11 protein-coding genes and 1 pseudogene are annotated in these 15,409 nt (G+C 62.3%); 2 read left to right on the top strand and 10 right to left on the bottom strand.

Annotation, left to right across the window (positions count from 1 at the left end):
• Nucleotides 1-176 precede the first annotated feature (176 nt).
• Nucleotides 177-1,499 (top strand): PucR family transcriptional regulator, encoded by a 1,323-nt coding sequence (locus tag AC3WJM_RS17950; RefSeq protein ID WP_492272549.1) that lies wholly within the window; start codon nt 177-179, stop codon nt 1,497-1,499.
• A 273-nt stretch (nt 1,500-1,772) separates the two neighbouring features.
• On the opposite strand, the gene AC3WJM_RS17945 is transcribed toward AC3WJM_RS17950, so the two are convergent.
• The 9 genes and pseudogenes from AC3WJM_RS17945 to mobF form a co-directional block, all read right to left on the bottom strand.
• Nucleotides 1,773-2,540 carry a glycoside hydrolase family 15 protein gene (locus AC3WJM_RS17945; protein WP_492272548.1) on the bottom strand — a complete coding sequence of 256 codons (768 nt, stop codon included), beginning with the start codon at nt 2,538-2,540 and terminating at the stop codon, nt 1,773-1,775.
• The gene (locus tag AC3WJM_RS17940) at nt 2,528-2,977 is read right to left on the bottom strand and encodes a glycoside hydrolase family 15 protein (RefSeq protein ID WP_492272547.1); all 450 of its coding nucleotides are present in this window, start codon (nt 2,975-2,977) and stop codon (nt 2,528-2,530) included. The genes AC3WJM_RS17945 and AC3WJM_RS17940 overlap by 13 nt, the downstream gene beginning before the upstream one ends.
• Nucleotides 2,974-3,594 (bottom strand): trehalase-like domain-containing protein, encoded by a 621-nt coding sequence (locus AC3WJM_RS17935; RefSeq protein ID WP_492272546.1) that lies wholly within the window; start codon nt 3,592-3,594, stop codon nt 2,974-2,976. Before AC3WJM_RS17935 ends, AC3WJM_RS17940 begins: the two co-directional genes overlap by 4 nt.
• 387 nt (nt 3,595-3,981) lie before the next feature.
• Nucleotides 3,982-4,998, bottom strand: coding sequence for an NADP-dependent oxidoreductase (locus AC3WJM_RS17930; RefSeq protein ID WP_492272545.1), 1,017 nt, complete (start codon nt 4,996-4,998; stop codon nt 3,982-3,984).
• Nucleotides 4,999-5,291: 293 nt separating this feature from the next.
• Nucleotides 5,292-5,537 (bottom strand): annotated as a pseudogene (locus AC3WJM_RS17925) (kinase/pyrophosphorylase); the annotation flags it as partial.
• Nucleotides 5,538-5,744: 207 nt separating this feature from the next.
• Nucleotides 5,745-5,933 (bottom strand): hypothetical protein, encoded by a 189-nt coding sequence (locus AC3WJM_RS17920; protein ID WP_492272544.1) that lies wholly within the window; start codon nt 5,931-5,933, stop codon nt 5,745-5,747.
• A 7-nt stretch (nt 5,934-5,940) separates the two neighbouring features.
• The gene (locus AC3WJM_RS17915) at nt 5,941-6,372 is read right to left on the bottom strand and encodes a hypothetical protein (RefSeq protein WP_492272543.1); all 432 of its coding nucleotides are present in this window, start codon (nt 6,370-6,372) and stop codon (nt 5,941-5,943) included.
• Nucleotides 6,373-6,790: 418 nt separating this feature from the next.
• Nucleotides 6,791-7,897, bottom strand: a complete 1,107-nt coding sequence (locus tag AC3WJM_RS17910) for a hypothetical protein (RefSeq protein WP_492272542.1) — start codon at nt 7,895-7,897, stop codon at nt 6,791-6,793.
• 45 nt (nt 7,898-7,942) lie between these two features.
• Nucleotides 7,943-12,559: a MobF family relaxase gene (gene mobF / locus AC3WJM_RS17905; RefSeq protein WP_492272541.1), complete on the bottom strand. Its 4,617-nt coding sequence runs from the start codon at nt 12,557-12,559 to the stop codon at nt 7,943-7,945.
• Nucleotides 12,560-13,005: 446 nt separating this feature from the next.
• On the opposite strand from mobF, the gene AC3WJM_RS17900 reads away from it, so the two are divergent.
• Entirely contained in the window at nt 13,006-13,413 is a 408-nt protein-coding gene (locus AC3WJM_RS17900) for a hypothetical protein (protein WP_492272540.1), read from the top strand.
• A 340-nt stretch (nt 13,414-13,753) separates the two neighbouring features.
• Here AC3WJM_RS17900 and AC3WJM_RS17895 read toward each other — a convergent pair whose 3' ends face one another.
• Nucleotides 13,754-15,106 (bottom strand): ParB/RepB/Spo0J family partition protein, encoded by a 1,353-nt coding sequence (locus tag AC3WJM_RS17895; protein ID WP_492272539.1) that lies wholly within the window; start codon nt 15,104-15,106, stop codon nt 13,754-13,756.
• Nucleotides 15,107-15,409: the final 303 nt, after the last annotated feature.

Genomic DNA, 15,409 nt, shown 5'->3' with positions numbered 1-15,409 from the left:
TACTGCTTGGCATCAGATTGGGGGCAGCCAGGGAGGCCCACACGGCCAAAATGATGAACTAGACCTTCGGGGCATCAATCTGAGGGTCTTCAAGTAAGGACTTCGCCGTGACGCTACTCAACACCTCTGCTGCCCGACCCGGAGCGCCCAATGCACCTAGCATCCAGGGCTCCTCAATGTATCTTGCCGTTGAACCCGGCTCGACGGCGGAAAACGCTGGCCCCTTCAGGATGGCACCTCAGCCCACTTCAGCGCTCCTCCACACACTCCTTAGCGGTGGTGGCCTTCCGGCCGTGACCGAAGCGATCGAAACCCTGATTGACCGGCCGGTCATCATCCTAGATGCCAGCGTGCGCCCTCTGAGCCTGGGTTCGCGGGCATCAGCGGTGTTGGATAACCATCAGCTATTTCAGCGTGCCGCCGAAATGTCGGCGAAAGTTCAGCGTGAGACCCGTAGGCAGTTTGAGGCCGACACGGTAGTTGCAATCGAGCATAACGAGCCGCTCGGAATCGCCTCCGCGCAGGTGACCGCAGTACGAGCAAATGACCGGTTACTCGGTTACGTCGTCGCACTTGGCAGCCCCGATCCAAGCAAGCGACGGTCAGACACCGAGCGACAGATCCTACTCGAGTCCGGGTCGATCGTCGCGATCGAGTTAATTCGCTTTCAAAGTATCGCTGAAGCTGAAGCGCGCGTGTTCGGAGGTCTCCTCTGGGAAATCGGTAGCGGCCGGCTCAATTCGCACGAAATAGTAGCCAAGTCCAACATGCTTGGCATCTCCTCAACCGACCAGTACTCCGTCGTCCTCGGACAGTGCGAACTCTTGGAGAACGAAGATCTCCTCGACTACGTTGCCGAAGAGGCCCTCCGGCGGGGACGTCATGCAGGACTACAGGTCACCGTTAGAGGCAACGAGATACTGATCCTGGTTCCGGAGGGTTTGGCGGGGTCAGTCAGTCCGTGGAAATTGATCGAGCGCTCCACAACGAAGTTGACACGACAATGGATCACCTGGGGTATCGATGACCGTGTCGTAACGCTAAACGAGCTTTACGACGGATTGTCCCGAGCCAGACGGACGGCGGAAGTAGGGCGCGCGCTTAGCGGACCTGGATCCTTGAGCAACGCGAGAGCATTGCAGCCCTTCTTCATGTTGGCGAATCTCGCCCAAGACCCTGAGACAGTGAGGATTGCAACGACGGCCTTAGAGCCTCTCACCAAGTACGATGCGAACCGGGCTGGCGACCTGACACGGACGTTGGAGGTATTCCTTGACGAGCTAGGGAATACCAGTTCAGCGGCTCGGCGGCTCTTTCTGAACCGACATTCCCTGATCTATCGGCTACGGAAGATTGAGGAATTGACCGGTCGATGTCTAGATCGCGCAGAGGATCGCCTCATACTTGATCTCAGCCTCAAGCTTTGCAAACTTGCCAAAAGCCGTACATCTGTCGGGCTAGGCCGGAAAATGCGAAAGAAGCAAGAAGATGTCGCGTGAAGAGGCGTATGCAAAATGTTCAGAGGACTGCTACGTGGAGTTTTATGGCGGTCAATGGTTGATTGTCCCCTTTACTCCTGTCGAGCAGCCGGCGTTTTTCATGTGCACCCCTGGCAGCAGTTCCAACAGCTAGATGTCCAAGAACGTGCCGTCATCTGACGTGGGGAACGTTTAGTCTCAGCGGTCCTTACAGATTCAGGTATAAGTTTCCAGCCTACATTTTCTCTGATTCGCGATGCGGGGACCCTCTGGTTTGCCCACATGCAAACGTCTTCAATCGGGTGTCTTCGTGACAAGGCTTAGACGGTCGACTCCATGCAGGGCATCGGCGGCCCTCACAAGTGTCAAATGGGAAAATGCTTGTGGGAAATTTCCCGCCATCCGATGCTCACCAGTTGCATACTCCTCGCTAAGCAAACCTAGGTCGTTACAAAATCCCAAAAGTCTGTCCATCATGGATTTTGCCTCATCCGCCCGTCCGGACCGTGCATACTGTTCTACCAACCAGAAGGAGCAAGCGAGGAACGGATGCTCCCCCGGAGCCAAACCGTCGACCCCTGTCTCGGTTCGGTAACGGAGCAAGAGCCTGTCCTCTGTGAGCAACTCTTTTTCCAACTGTGCAACGGTGCCTGCCATGTGGGCGTCGCCGTAGGCTAAGAAGCCCACTTGGGGGATGACCAACAAGGCAGCATCTACTTGACTGCCGCCGTATGTTTGGGTGAACGAATTCATCTGCCGGTTGAAACCCAGTTCCATAATTTCTTTGCGCATCTGTCCGCGGAGGAATTCCCAGTGCTTCATTGGGCCGGGCAGCCCATGATCACGAGTGGCTCGCACGGCACAGTCGAAGGCTGCCCAAATCATAACTCGTGAATGCGTGAAGTATTGTGCTTCGCCCCGAATTTCCCACAGCCCGCAGTCCTTGTCCTGAAGGTGATTCTCAACGAAACCGAGCAGTGCCTGCTGAAGAGCCCAAGAGAAGTGGTCCTCCAGGCCACCAGCTAGGCGAAGTCGTTCGAGTGCAACCATCACTTCGCCCACCACGTCGCCTGAAACTGAGAAACGGCGGCATTCCCGACTCGCACAGAACTGGAGTTCTCATATCCAGGAAGGTGAGTCAGTATCCTCTCTGAGAGGTCTCTTTCGCCGCCAACGCCATACATGATTTGGATGTCCTCTGGATCACCAGCCAGTGCGCGCAGCAGCCAGTTCCGCCACTTAAGCGCCTCGGTTTCGTACCCGTGAGTCAACATTGATTCGAGCGTCAAAGCAGCATCGCGAAGCCAGCAGTAGCGGTAATCCCAATTTCTTGATCCGCCAAACGCTTCCGGGAGAGAAGTCGTGGGAGCGGCAACGATGCCGCCCGTCTCGTAATGAGTGAGCGCCCTGAGCACCAGCAAGGATCGTTGGACCGCGCCTCCGTACCCGCCATCTTGGCGGCAATTTTGCCCCCAGCGCACCCAATAGCTGGCCGTCATTTGCAGCGATGCATCCACGTCCACCGGCGGGGGACATCTGCGTGTGAAGGGAACCAAGTCAGTTCAAAATCGACGATCTCACCTTCTGCTACTTCGAACTCTCCCTCATGCGTATCGTCGCCAGCTTGAGGTAGAAATCGACTTCTAAGAGCCAGAGCATCCGGACCGGCCATCGCAAGCAGCACATCTTCGCTTTCCCGAGTTGTACCGACCCTCATGCGGCTCATCCAAGGGCGCACAGCAGCATATTGGGGTCGAATTCGAAGGTCCTGATGCATGCGGACGTATCCGGTCAGCCCCGTGACACGGCGCACTAGTCGTGACTGCTTGTCCCCAACGGGCATGAAATCAGTTAGCCGTACTCGCCCGGTCGCTGTCTCCCAAGTTGCATGAAGAACAAACGTGGACGCCTCATATCGCCAGTCCACAACACGTGCGCGCGGCTCACACGGAGCCAGTAGCCATCGTCCGTGTTCTTCACTTCCCAGTAGCGCACCAAACATCGATGGCGAATCGAAGCGGGGAAAGCACAGCCAGTCCACACTGCCGCGACGTGAGACTAGGGCACAGGTCCTCAGATCCGAGAGCAGCGCATAATCTTCGATCGGGGCAGCCATGGATTCAACCCTTCGTATGTTGGAGCGCGGTCGAAAGCATCTTTTCGACTCACCCATCATCAGCGTTTCTCCTTCATAGGTCGAGACCGGACCAAGAGCCGACTTTCTGATCCGGAGGCAACATGGTTTCGTCGAGGATCCCCTAACCGACACTTTTCGAAGCTCGTCCAAGATGTCTGTCGTGTACGTTATTGGCAGCTGTCTGGTACACGAAGCCCAAGGAAGCACCTCATGAACCATGGGTTTCAAACCCCTCAAAAGATCCCGGCTGACCCTGTTCCCTGGCTGCGGACAGAGGGACCGGGTCTATACCGATCACGACGTCCGGATTTCTCGAAGAATCGGCTGGACAAATTAGGGAAGGTGCGGCGCGTTCCAGCCGCCGAATCATTCAGCGATGCGAACCAGCATCTTGCCTGTGTTCATTCCGCTCATCACACCAAGGAAGGCCTCGGGCGCCTTCTCGATTCCGCGAACAAAGGTCTCGGCGTACTTGATATATCCCGCCGCTACGAGGGGCGCGATTTCGTTTAGAAACTGTTGACGCAGATCAGCGTGATCGTGCACAAGCAGTCCTCGCATGGTGAGCCGCTTCGTGATAATTTGCCCAAGGTTGCGGGGCGCGGGGGTCGCTTCAACGGCGTTATACTGCGAAATTGCACCGCAGACCGCAACCCGTCCGTGCAAGTTGATCACGTTGATGGCAGCCTCGAGGTGTTCGCCGCCGACGTTGTCGAAGTAGATGTCTATTCCCTCCGGCGCGGCTTCGCGCAACTGTTCCACGACGGATCCGGCCCGATACTTAAACGCATCGTCGAACCCGAGTTCCTCAACAACATGTCTAGCCTTCTCCGCAGATCCAGCTGAACCGATCACCCGCCTTGCCCCTTTGATCTTGGCGAGTTGGCCAACCAATGAACCCACTGCGCCTGCAGCGCCGGAAACAAAAACCGTGTCGCCGGCATTGAACTCCGCGGTCCTCAAAAGACCTGCGTAAGCAGTCAGCCCGGGAAGTCCGAGAACCCCCAGATACGTAGAAAGGGGTGCAACGGACGTGTCCACCTTTAGGGCAGTAGTCGCCTCCACGATAGCGTGCGTGCGCCATCCGAGCTGGTGCAGCACATGGTCACCGGGCCTAAAATCGTCGCTCATTGATTCGACGACCTCGCCGACAGCAAGGCCATACATCACTTTTCCAAGCTCGAACTTCGGAGCATAGGACTCGACATTCTTCATCCGGCCACGCATCGCCGGGTCCACGCTCATCACCAAGTTCCGTACAAGTAGCTCACCGGACGTCGGGGTCGGGATCGGTGTGCGGACGACGGCGAAATTTTCCAAAGTGGGGACCCCAATTGGTCGAGATTTGAGACGTACTTCAGTCCCGAAGGGGGGAGCGTTCACAGGTCTCCTTGATCGATGAAGAGCGTTTCAGTGGGCCGTCATTGTCTAAATCATGCGCCATCCGGGGCACCCCTACGAATATAGATCGTGTCAAGCAGCATGTATCGACTGAAATTGGACTGAGAAACGCAGCTGATTCGATACAGATTGTGGGATGAATTGGCGAACTGACGAATGCGTTGATTCGGGATTCCATCTCGTTGCACGAAAGGTCTGCTCCTGTATTCCCACGGTCGTTCCAGATTCGCGCCCCGGTGTCCGCGAGAGTCAACGGCGACTTAGAAATGACTGGTCTTTTCGAGCGCCCGCAGACTCTGTCCGTTATCGTGCTCCATGGTGTACTCCACGGCGGCCATCCGGGACTGATATCGTTCGGCGGTGCCGAGGCCGTGGGCCCGTCCTGGTACTCCGCTCGCCGGGGAACCGAGGGCCTGCTCCAGCTGGCCGACATGCGTCCCGATGAGATCCACGATGATCCCCTGGCACGTGGCCACGGCTTGGCGAATGTCACTGCTGACGGCGGTGGAAAAGACAATGGGCCAGGTCCAGTACCGGACGCTGCCGAAGACTGCCGGGGGACGAGGCCCGAGCAAAGCCAAACACGGGCGCTTGTGGCGTCCGGGGCCTCGCCGGAAGATCCGCCGGGCAAATGGACGGTTACATCGGCGGGGCGCCGTGGTTGCGGGTCAACGGCGGTTCCGCTGTCTCCGCGGCGGTGGAACCGCGCCGGGGTCACCTTTGATGGACTAGACGATCCGGATTTTGTTGGTGATGTTGTCGATGTTTTCAGTTGTGATGTTGATGGCTGTCGAACGGTTCCTGAGTTTTCGGATGAGTTCCTTCTGCGGCCAGAAAAGCTCTCCCCTGAATGAATCGAGGGTCGTGCCCCTGGCCCGTACGTACTCGCTGATCTCATGATGGTCTCGGGTGCGCACGCCAAGGTCAGTTCGACGTCGACGTCCCCGAGCGGGTCGACGCACGGGTCAAGATAGCTTCCGAAATCCGGATTCGTTCCACGAACAGCGGCATCCCGGGATCCGCGTTGTACATCCGGACCCGGTCCAGCAGGCCGGCGACGAGCCGGTCTGCCGTGAATCGGGTGATGGGTTTGCCGAAGCTGGCCATGGCCAGGGCGTTTCCAAGGGTCGTCGTCTCCCACCAGACGTAGCCGGGATCGTCGACGGTGTCGGCCTTCACCAGGTAGTTGGCCTTCTCCATCCGCGCGAAAACGGCGTCGGTGTCTTCGATGCCGTTCCTGCGGAGCAGAGTGTCAGCCAACTCCTGCACGAAGGTGCCGCCACGGTACAGGCGCACTAGGTCACTGGCCACGGGGGCCGGCAGGCCGGCAACCGTGTCGGATTTCGCTATCCCCATTGGCCGAACCCTAATCCCCTGCGGGAATCCGCTTCATCAAACCCAGCCCAGCGCACGGCACTGTTCCGCCGCGGGCACAGAGATGGTGGTTTCCTCGGGCCGTCGGCCGATTGGGCTGTAAGGTCCGGTCCGGCGACGGTTGTCGTGATTCCCGGGGTTCTTTCGCGTGGCCGTCGGAGAAGTGTCGGCCAGCCTCAGCTGCGGCGGGGCTGGCTGCTCCCGTCTCCGAAGTCCTTTGAACTGGATGAACCACGAGGCGCGGACCCATGGTGGCCTTTTGTGTGGGTGGGTGTTCAGCGGGTCAGTCCGTTCTTGCCTCTCTCAGAACCTACGGCTGTTCCGGGGCGGGACTTCCTGGCTTTGGCGGCGCCCTTGCCATGGTCACGGCTGTGCTCCTCAAGGAAGTACTCCACGACAGCTACCGTTGCGGGCCGGTGATCTCCGGTCGGGCACCGGGTGGTTCCGGTGGTCGTTGCGGTTTCCGGAGCGCTTGGCGGGCTTGTTCCAGGAGTTGCTTGATGTGTTCGGATGCTTCGGGGTTGGACCGTTGGCTGCGTTGAGCGTTCAGGTACCAGTCGAAGCGTTCCCTGATTGCCTCGATGCTCTTGGGCGAGTTGGTTCCAACGCCCAGGCTGACCGAGTGGTCCAGCGCCGGCCGCCGGCTGTCTGCTTCGGTCCGGACGGCGCGGAGAACTTGGCTCTCCTTGCCCTGATGCACTAGCCTTGACTCAGAAGCAACAGCCGGCCCTCCGCCTCTTTGAGCGCCGACAGTTGGCTGGACCCCCGGACCTTGCTGCGGCAGATGGGGGTCGCTTCCTTTAACAGCCAGTCCGGTCCGGGCATGCAGCACCGTCGTCACCGGGGCCAGAGGCTTGAACCACGCGCCTTCGGATCTGGCCAGCTGGTGGTAAAAACTCCAGGACGACAGGTCCGCAGCCCACAACAGTTTCTCGTCCCAGGGCGAGATTGATTCGATGACCACCGAACGGTGGAGAAGCCCTGCGTTCCGCAGGCGCGCGAACACCTCATGGTCCCTGGCATTGCCGCCGGGATAGGCGTCTTCCTTGAGCTGTTCGAAAACCATCAGACGGGGAGGATCATCCCTGCGGGAGCTGGTCGCAGCACGGGCCAGGGTCGTGATGCACTCCTCTCGGGCCTTTTGCAGGGCATGGTCCCCGGTACTGATTTCCGTCTGAACGGTGACGACGGTGAAGTCCACAACCCGGGCGAGATATTCGTTCAGTTCCAGGATCCTTGGCCGCAGCTCCTCGACCGGCCCGAGCTTGCCGCTGTAGGCCTCGGTCGTGTGCCAGTAGTCGGCACCGACGATGCGTTCGAGTTCTTTGCGGACGACATCCAGTGAGTCTTTAGGGACCGTGACGCCGCTCATGGTGTAGAACGGGCGTTCACCGAAGCTGTTCCCCGGTGCGCGAATGCTCTCGTCCACGAAGACGACCGGCCCGGGAGTACGCGCGTAGAGGGTCTGCAGCCGTTCTTGTGCCGCGCGGCCGCGAAGACCCCTCATGCTCACCCCTTCGCTGTTCTGACCGGTCCCGCCGGTCTGAACAGCCTACAGGCGCGGGCCGCGGTGCCCGGTGGCCGGTCCCTCCGCAGTGGGACCGTCCTGTTCGCGGCGGCGCTGTTCATCCTCGGCGGCAGCTTGCTCTGCGCGTTGCCGGCGGAGCCTTTCCACTGCGGAGGAACCGTCCTTGCCGGCCCCGGTCGCGCGTGACGCGGCGAGGCGTTCGGCAAAGGTTCCCGGCGGCCGGGCCGTTGCGGTCTTGTCTGCTTCCTCGCTGCGCCGGCGGGCTGCGATGTCCTCCAGTGCCTCTTTGACCGATTCCGGCCGGTCCTCCGTGTTATGGCCGGTCTTGGACCGGTTCTCGCGTACTTTTCGGGCAAGGGTGGCGATGCGTTCGGCGCGTTCCTGGGCCGGGCTCAGCTGCGCCTCGGTGCCGCGGGTTTCCTGCAGGTGGTCGACGACGTGTTCGGCCGGGGTGAGGGTTTCCTTCACAAGGGCCTCGACCTGGGCGGCTTCGGCCATGTGTGCAGCGTCGGCGGGGGCCAGGGGTTCCTTTGCCGTCTGGGCACTGTACTTGTGCATGGCCGTGATCCTCGCGGTCAGCTCCGCTCCCGTGCCATTCTCCTGGTGCTGGGCGGGAACAGGTGATGTCTCGGAGACCGGCACGCGGTAGGTGTCGCGGTAGGTGGAGATTTCCACGGCGAGCTGGCGCCACTGCTCTTGCCGTGCAGGGTCCGAGGGTACCGGGCCCAGGGCAGTAGCCCAGGCCGGCGGCTCGGCGGCGAGCTGTGCGCCAAGTCGGGTGGCTTCGTTGGCCATGAGCTCACGCTGTGCTGCGAGTTCCTTCCGCCACAGTGCCGGGGTGTCCTGGTGGTTCACGACGTCGGCCGGTGCCATCCACCCGGCCAGGCGGTCCGGCGCCGGTTCCTGGATCACGGGTGCGGGCAGCTGGCGGCGCAGTTCGATTTCAGCGCGGATCCTGCGCTGGATCTGTGCCGCAGCCTGGATCCGGGAGGCGTGCTCATCCCGGCCGTAGTTTGTCGCTGCGCCGCGCTCGTAGGTTTCATCGGCCCGGGCTTCCGGGTTCATCAGCTCACGCAGCGCCTGTTCCTTCTGCAAGGAGGATGCAAGCCAGCGGGCTTTGCTGGTTGCGGGGGTGTCGTTGATCGTCGTATCGGTGCGCAGCTGCTGCGTCGCGGCGGTGATCCGGGCGGCTAGGTCATCGTCGCTGAGGTGCCCGTGCAGGCGCCGCTGCCACGGGGTGTCTTTGCGTTCGGCCAGCCAGCCGCGCAGAAGGGTCTTCCGGTCGGGTTCTTCCATGGCCGGCATCCTGGATGCTTCGGCCTTGGCGCGCATCAGCTCACCGACGGCGCGCTTGTCCAGACGGTCCAGGACGTCGTCGCTCATGGATTCCAGGGGCCGCCGGCCCGGGTTCTGGGCGCGGTCGCGCCACCGGGCGAGGCGGTCTTCGACGCGCCAGGCCAGCACCGCCCCTGGGTCATCGGAGGCGTCGAAGTCGCCTTCGTTGATGGTGTCTTTGAGCAGGTTGGTGATGTTGAAGCCGTCGTTCTCGGCGTGGCGCAGGTGTGTGGCCACGGCTCCCCACGCGGTGGACTTGGTGAAGCCGGCGGCTGTTCCTTCGCCCAGGACACGGGCGGCGAGGTTGGCCATGCGCAGCTCGTTGGCTTGGTCATCAATGTCCCGGTATGCGGCGGACATGTCCGGCAGGGAGCGGGTCTGGGCGCGGGCGGCGTCCATCTGTTCGTGCGCGGTCAGGTTGGAGTCGTGGTTCGCAGCCACATTGGTGAGGACGTCCTGAAGGGTTTCGCCGTCGGCCACGACGCCGTAGAGCTTGTTGGACTCCCGTCCGCGGGAGGCGGCGACGTAGGCCAGGGACCGGGACAGGCCGGAGCCGATGAGGGCGTGCGTGGTGTCGCACGTGACGCCTTGGGTGCGGTGGATCGTTGCGGCGTACCCGAGCATGGTGTGGGCGCGCACGTACTCGGCCGGGAGGGTCAGCGTGCCCTGGTGGCCGTGGTGTTTGACGGTCAGCGAACCGTCCTTGTGGGCCTTCACGACGTCCCAGACGTCGTTGTTCTTCACGAAGTCTTTGCCCCGGTTGGTGGCCAGCCGCCGGTTGTTCTCACGGGTGACGACAATGTCCCCGGCGCGGGCGGTGAGGCCGTCGCGCAGGAGCGCGGTCGGCTTCTTCGCGTCCAGTTCACCGGTGGCAATCTTGTACGCCTGGGCGCGGGCGTTCAGCTCGGTGACGGTGGCGTTGTCGAACGCCATCATGATCGAGTGCTTGCCCGCGTTAGTGTCTTTCTGCCACGCCTCGAACACCAGCGAGGTCATGGTCTCGGAGTCCCCGCCGACGACGCGCCGGTTCTGGCGGTAGAACGCCCACGGGTCATCCGCGCCGGTTGCGGGGGGTTCGCGCAACGCCAGGGTCGCAGCTGCTTCGGCCTCGTTCGGGGATCCGTCCGTGTTGCGGAAGCGGTGCAGATCTTCCAGGTACACGGCGCCGATGGTGTTCTTCAACAGGCGCAGCGCACCGCCGGATGCGACGGCCGAGAGCTGCTGGTCATCGCCCAGGGCGCGGACCACGGCACCGTGCTGGTCCGCGATCGTCACGGCCGCGGCGAACAGCTGGGTGCCGACCATGCCGGCTTCGTCGATGATGATCACGTCTCCGGGTTTCGGTGTGGTTTTCTCGTCTGCCCGGCCGTTGCTGTGGGCGAGAACGAAGGAGTCGATCGTCGTCGCCGTCGCGCCCAGTTCGACACCCATCACGGCGGCTGCCACGGCTGTCGGTGCGAGACCGAACACCCTGCCACCGGCCTCCCGCACCGTGTCGGCTGCGAGTTTCAGCGCGGTGGTCTTGCCGGCACCGGCAGGGCCGACACCGACCATCAGGAGCCGGTCGCTGGTGGCGAACTCCTTTGCCAGGCGCAGCTGGCCGGCATCGAAGGTCTTGTCCTGTCTGGCCAGGGCGGCGTCGAAGGATTCGACAGTGGCAGCGGGGATGACGACGCGCTGGGCGGCGGTCAGGAGGCGGTCTTCGCTGTGCAGGATCGCGGCTGAGGTGTACAGCGTGGCGTTGGCGCGGCCGTACTTGGAGGCGCCGTTGGCCAGACGCAGCTCCAACAGGTCCGGGACCGGGGTTTCGGGGGTGATGCGCAGCGAGTACTGGTCGATCGCACGGGCCGTGACCTGCTCCAGCAGGGCATCAGGGATGGGCAATTCGCCCAGGCGGGCCCCCAGCCGGCGCAGCGCCTCGGCTTCGATGTGGTGTTCTCCCCACACTCCCCTGTCGCGTTCCAGACGCTCGATGATCGCGGCCGCTTCCACGGCCGGGTCGAGTTCATCAGCGTGCGGGACAAGCCAGCCTGGCTTGTCCTGCTCGGCGGCATCGCGGGCGTCGTGACGGTGCGTGCGGGCGTGTTCCAGCGCCTCGGGGCCGACCTTCACGCCCGGGATGGATCCAAGGTCCTGCATCCATTCCTGAACCAGGACGGAGAGCTGCCGGGCTTCCTTTTTGGAGGGCCTGGTGTCCAGGGTTGCCTGCTGGGCGAGGGCGATCAGCTGCTTCCTGGAGGGCCCGTAGCCTTTCCTGTCGAGGAACTCCCGGCTGAGTTCATCGAGCACCGGTTTGATGCGTTCGCGGCGGGAGGAGGCGGCTTCGATGGCGGCGACGTCGACGCCGGCGATCTCGATCACCGGCCGGTCCCCGGCGACTTTGCGCTCGGCCAGGCCAAGGCCCAGGCGTGCGCAGATCTTCTCCATGACCAGCCGGTTGTACCGCTCGGATGCGGCGACGTTGAACTGGTACAGGTGACGGGCGTCCAGGGACGACCATTTGCCGTCAACGCCTAGGACCTTGTTCGACACCACCACGTGATCGTGCAGCTGGGGATCCCCGGTGCGGGAATCGTAGTGCCGGAACTTCGTGTAGATCAGCCCTCCGTCGACGTCTTCCTGGCGGACGCCGTTCCGGCCCCGCCGCGTGAACACGGCCTGCTTTTCGAGGAAGGCCATGGTCTCGGCGATGGCCTCGTTGTGGGCCGCTTCGATCTGTTTGCGGGCCTCCTCTCCCCCGGTTGCCCACAGCAAGGAAGCGGATTTCGCGGGCGCGAACACGAGGTCGAAACCCGCCACTGCCTGCGAACCGGGCGTGGTCTGGGCGGTGACGAACCGGCCCAGTTCTTCCTTGTCCTTGGCGTTGCGGCCGTTGAGTTCACGGAAGTATTGGGCGCCTTCCTTCATCCGGATCCGCCGCCGCGTATCGGCGTCGGGATCGGCATGGTTCATGCGCTTGTAATCGCCCATCGCAACAGTGATCCGGCCCTGCAGCTCGTGATCTTTCTGCGAGAACTGCTTGAAGCGGGCACCCAGACGGACGTCGGCATTCTTGTCAGCTTCCATCATGGCTTCGGCGTTCGGATGGATTCCTTCGCCATACAGTGCTGCCATCTGGGCTTCGGTGACCTCACCGGAAACGTCCAGGTGGGCTGCCCCTCCCCCGCCCCACTGGCCGGGCGGATTGCCGTCCACCGTGTAGTAATCGGCCAGCTGACGGCCCGCCGCGCGCAGCTCGTCAGCGGAGGCGACTTCACGTGTGTAGTACGTGTATCCGTCGCCGGCACTGAGTTTGTGCACGGTCATCACGGACCCCAGCATAACGCCCAAACGGCCTCACTTATCGATGATGCATGAGGTGTGACAGATATTGCGCTTTTCGGGTTTGTGGAATCGGTGAAGGGAGGGACGAGCTAACTCGATGAAACAAAGCGGAAAAGGGTAGGATCGGGCCATCAAGTTCTTGATGCGGTTCTGCACATGAGAATGGGCGGTGGGTAACACGCTTTTCCGTTATCCACGGTCCGTTCGATTGTGTGGAACCGCCCAAGCGCACGGGGTTGTCCACAGGTGGGCGGCGGGCGGGACGTTGTTGATCCCGCAGCCATCCACGTGGGGGCAACACCGCGCACGGCCAGCCCGAGCGAAGCGAGGTCCGCTCCGCCCGCTGTCCACAGGCCGGACCCGGCCACGGCGCGGACCTCGCCCGTCAGGGCAGCGGCAAACTGAACGATTGAGAAGGGGACTCACACATGTCAGCACCACGGAAGTCTGCACAGCAATTGGCGGCCCGCGAGAAAGCTCGCGCCAAGGCAAGGGAACTGACGGAACGTCACGAGCGGCTGATCGAGATGGCCGCGGAGTTCTTCGAGCAGCAGGAGCAAGCCGATCTGTTGCGTACGGAGGCAGCGAAGAAGGCAGAAGCCATCCTGGCGAAAGCTGAAGCTGACGCGCAGAGCGCCGTTCAAGCCGCAGCAAAGACAGTCAAGTCGATGCTGGGGGCGGGAGAAGCCAGATCCGCCGTCGCGGCACGGCTTGGCCTGAGCGGTGCCGAAGTGAAACGGATGATTGACCTGGCCACGGAGCGTCCGGAACTTCCGGAACCGGACGGGGTGCAAGCCCCGGAAATTGCAGAGCCGGGTGACGTGGAGGCCGCGTAGCTGGCCGTCGCCGTCCCGCCGTGGACGCGGGGTGCTTAAACAGAAAGGGCCGGCTTGAGAGCCGGCCCTTTTCTGCTCCTCGGCAAAGGAAATCTACGATTCAGCTTAGCCGACGATCGATGGCGCGTCGCAACTCACTGGTGAGCATGGTTGTCCCTGGTTGCGCGGCAGTGGGGTGCAGGAGCGGGTGGCCGCGTTGCATGGCGGTCCGCCGCTGGTGAGTGGCTGCTGTGGTTCGCCCTGGGCGGCGGACCGCCCGAAGTTTGCGAGGTTCCCGGCCCTCTCGCGGTGAGTGGCGCAGGCCGTGCCGGGCGGTGGGGTTCCGCCCGGCACGCCGGTCTTACTCCGCCGTTGCTTCCTCGGTGTGCTTGGCGCTGTCGAGGATGATCTGTTCAACCGGGCTTGCGGTGTAACCCCAGATAGCCAGCTGTGTCAGGTAGTCCCGGTGGGTCTGGGTCGGGGACCGCCATGAGTCCTTGGCGATCGTCTTTTCGTACCCTGCGCACACGAGCGCGATCAGGGAGAACTCGGGCCGCGCCGTGGACTTGGCGACGTGGTCCCGGAGCGGGTTCCATCCCCACCGGTCCGATTCTTCGGACTTCGCGCCAATCATTTCGGCGGCCACCGTACCCTCGTAGCCGCTGGCCGTTTCGGAGTGGTGCGTGATCGCGTGGACGGTGAAGTACTGCCATCCCTTCGGCGCGGTCTTGCGGGCCAGCAGGGTCTTGACCCAGTCGCGGCGCACGGTCGTTGCCGAAACCATGGCCCTATTGTTCTCAATCAGGGTCCTCCGTTCCGCTTTTTGCTCGTCGGTCATCGGCCCTTTCTGCGCGTGGGTGCCGCCGTCGTAACGTTCGTACTTCGGGGTGAAGCCCAGTTCCTTCCAGCCGTTGATGACGGGCTTCGCGTTGTGCTGGCCCCGGTAGTCGGTGCTGATCACGTAGGCGTTGGCGTCCTCCTCGGTGGCCGGTTCTCCATCTGCCCGGTTTGCCGCCGAGACGTACAGGTTCTCCTCGTCGGCGTAGTTCCCGGCGTCCTCCACAATGGTCTTGCCTTGGGCTTCCAATTCCGCGATCAGCGCCGCGAGGGCGGCGGCCCGCTCGCGCTCGTCGCGCAACTGCTGGGCCACATGGAAAAACTGCTCGGGTTCGTCCATGATGACCGATTCCAACTCAGCGATTGCTTCCTCATCTGACTCAAACTCAGCGAGGATCAACGCTTCCTCGATGGTGCATCCCTTGCCCAGCGCCGCGGTTCCGGCTTCGGATGCCTTGACCTTCAACGCTCCCTCGACGGTGGTCTTGGTCCGGCCTGTTTTCCTGGCGATCTGGGCGGCGGACACGCCGATGAGGGAGAGCTGGTGGTAGGCGTCGGCCTCGTCCGCTTCGGTCAGTTCCGTGCGCTGGATGTTCTCCACCACCTGCGTGACGATGCGTTCGGCTTCCTCCGGGCTCTCGATGATCATGACCGGGATGCTGTCCCGTCCGGCTTCGACGGCGGCGCGGGTGCGGCGCTGTCCCATCAGCACGTGCACGGTGCCGTCGTCCTTGCGGTGGGCGATCACGGGTTCCATCACACCGTGTTCCTTGATACTGGCGATGAAGTCAGCGGTCAGGGCGGCGTCCTTGCGGACGTTGACCTCGACGGTCAGCGTGGCGGGGTCGATCATTTCGAGTGTGGGTGTTGCGTTCATGGTTGGTGTTCCTTCTTGTCCGAGAAGTCGGGTGGGTGGGGCGGATCAGGTGACCGGCCAGCTTCCCCTCTCCCCCGTTGTTTTTTGGTTGCTGGCAAGCTTGCTTGCTCGGCGGCCGACGGAGCCCTGTCTACCCTTGGGCAAGGTGTAGGAAATTCCCTCAAGGAAATAAGCGACGAAGGAGCGCCGGAGGGAAATTCCTGCGCCGCAGGCCCCGACGAAGGAGGGGCTGATATGAGTTGAGTTAGTCCTTCACAAACACCTCCGGAGATGTCAGGACGGGTTGTATCAGATTCCCTGTGG

This window comes from Arthrobacter sp. FW306-1B-G06A, assembly GCF_058781765.1.
The sequence above is the reverse complement of the archived record's forward strand: the minus strand, read 5'-3'. Positions and strand labels throughout refer to the sequence as shown.

Coding starts and splice junctions, on each gene's coding strand:
- AC3WJM_RS17950 (WP_492272549.1), top strand. CDS start 177: ATGTATCTTGCCGTTGAACCCGGCTCGACGGCGGAAAACGCTGGCCCC.
- AC3WJM_RS17940 (WP_492272547.1), bottom strand. CDS start 2,977: ATGACGGCCAGCTATTGGGTGCGCTGGGGGCAAAATTGCCGCCAAGAT.
- AC3WJM_RS17935 (WP_492272546.1), bottom strand. CDS start 3,594: ATGGCTGCCCCGATCGAAGATTATGCGCTGCTCTCGGATCTGAGGACC.
- AC3WJM_RS17915 (WP_492272543.1), bottom strand. CDS start 6,372: ATGGGGATAGCGAAATCCGACACGGTTGCCGGCCTGCCGGCCCCCGTG.
- AC3WJM_RS17910 (WP_492272542.1), bottom strand. CDS start 7,897: ATGAGGGGTCTTCGCGGCCGCGCGGCACAAGAACGGCTGCAGACCCTC.
- mobF (WP_492272541.1), bottom strand. CDS start 12,559: ATGACCGTGCACAAACTCAGTGCCGGCGACGGATACACGTACTACACA.
- AC3WJM_RS17900 (WP_492272540.1), top strand. CDS start 13,006: ATGTCAGCACCACGGAAGTCTGCACAGCAATTGGCGGCCCGCGAGAAA.
- AC3WJM_RS17895 (WP_492272539.1), bottom strand. CDS start 15,106: ATGAACGCAACACCCACACTCGAAATGATCGACCCCGCCACGCTGACC.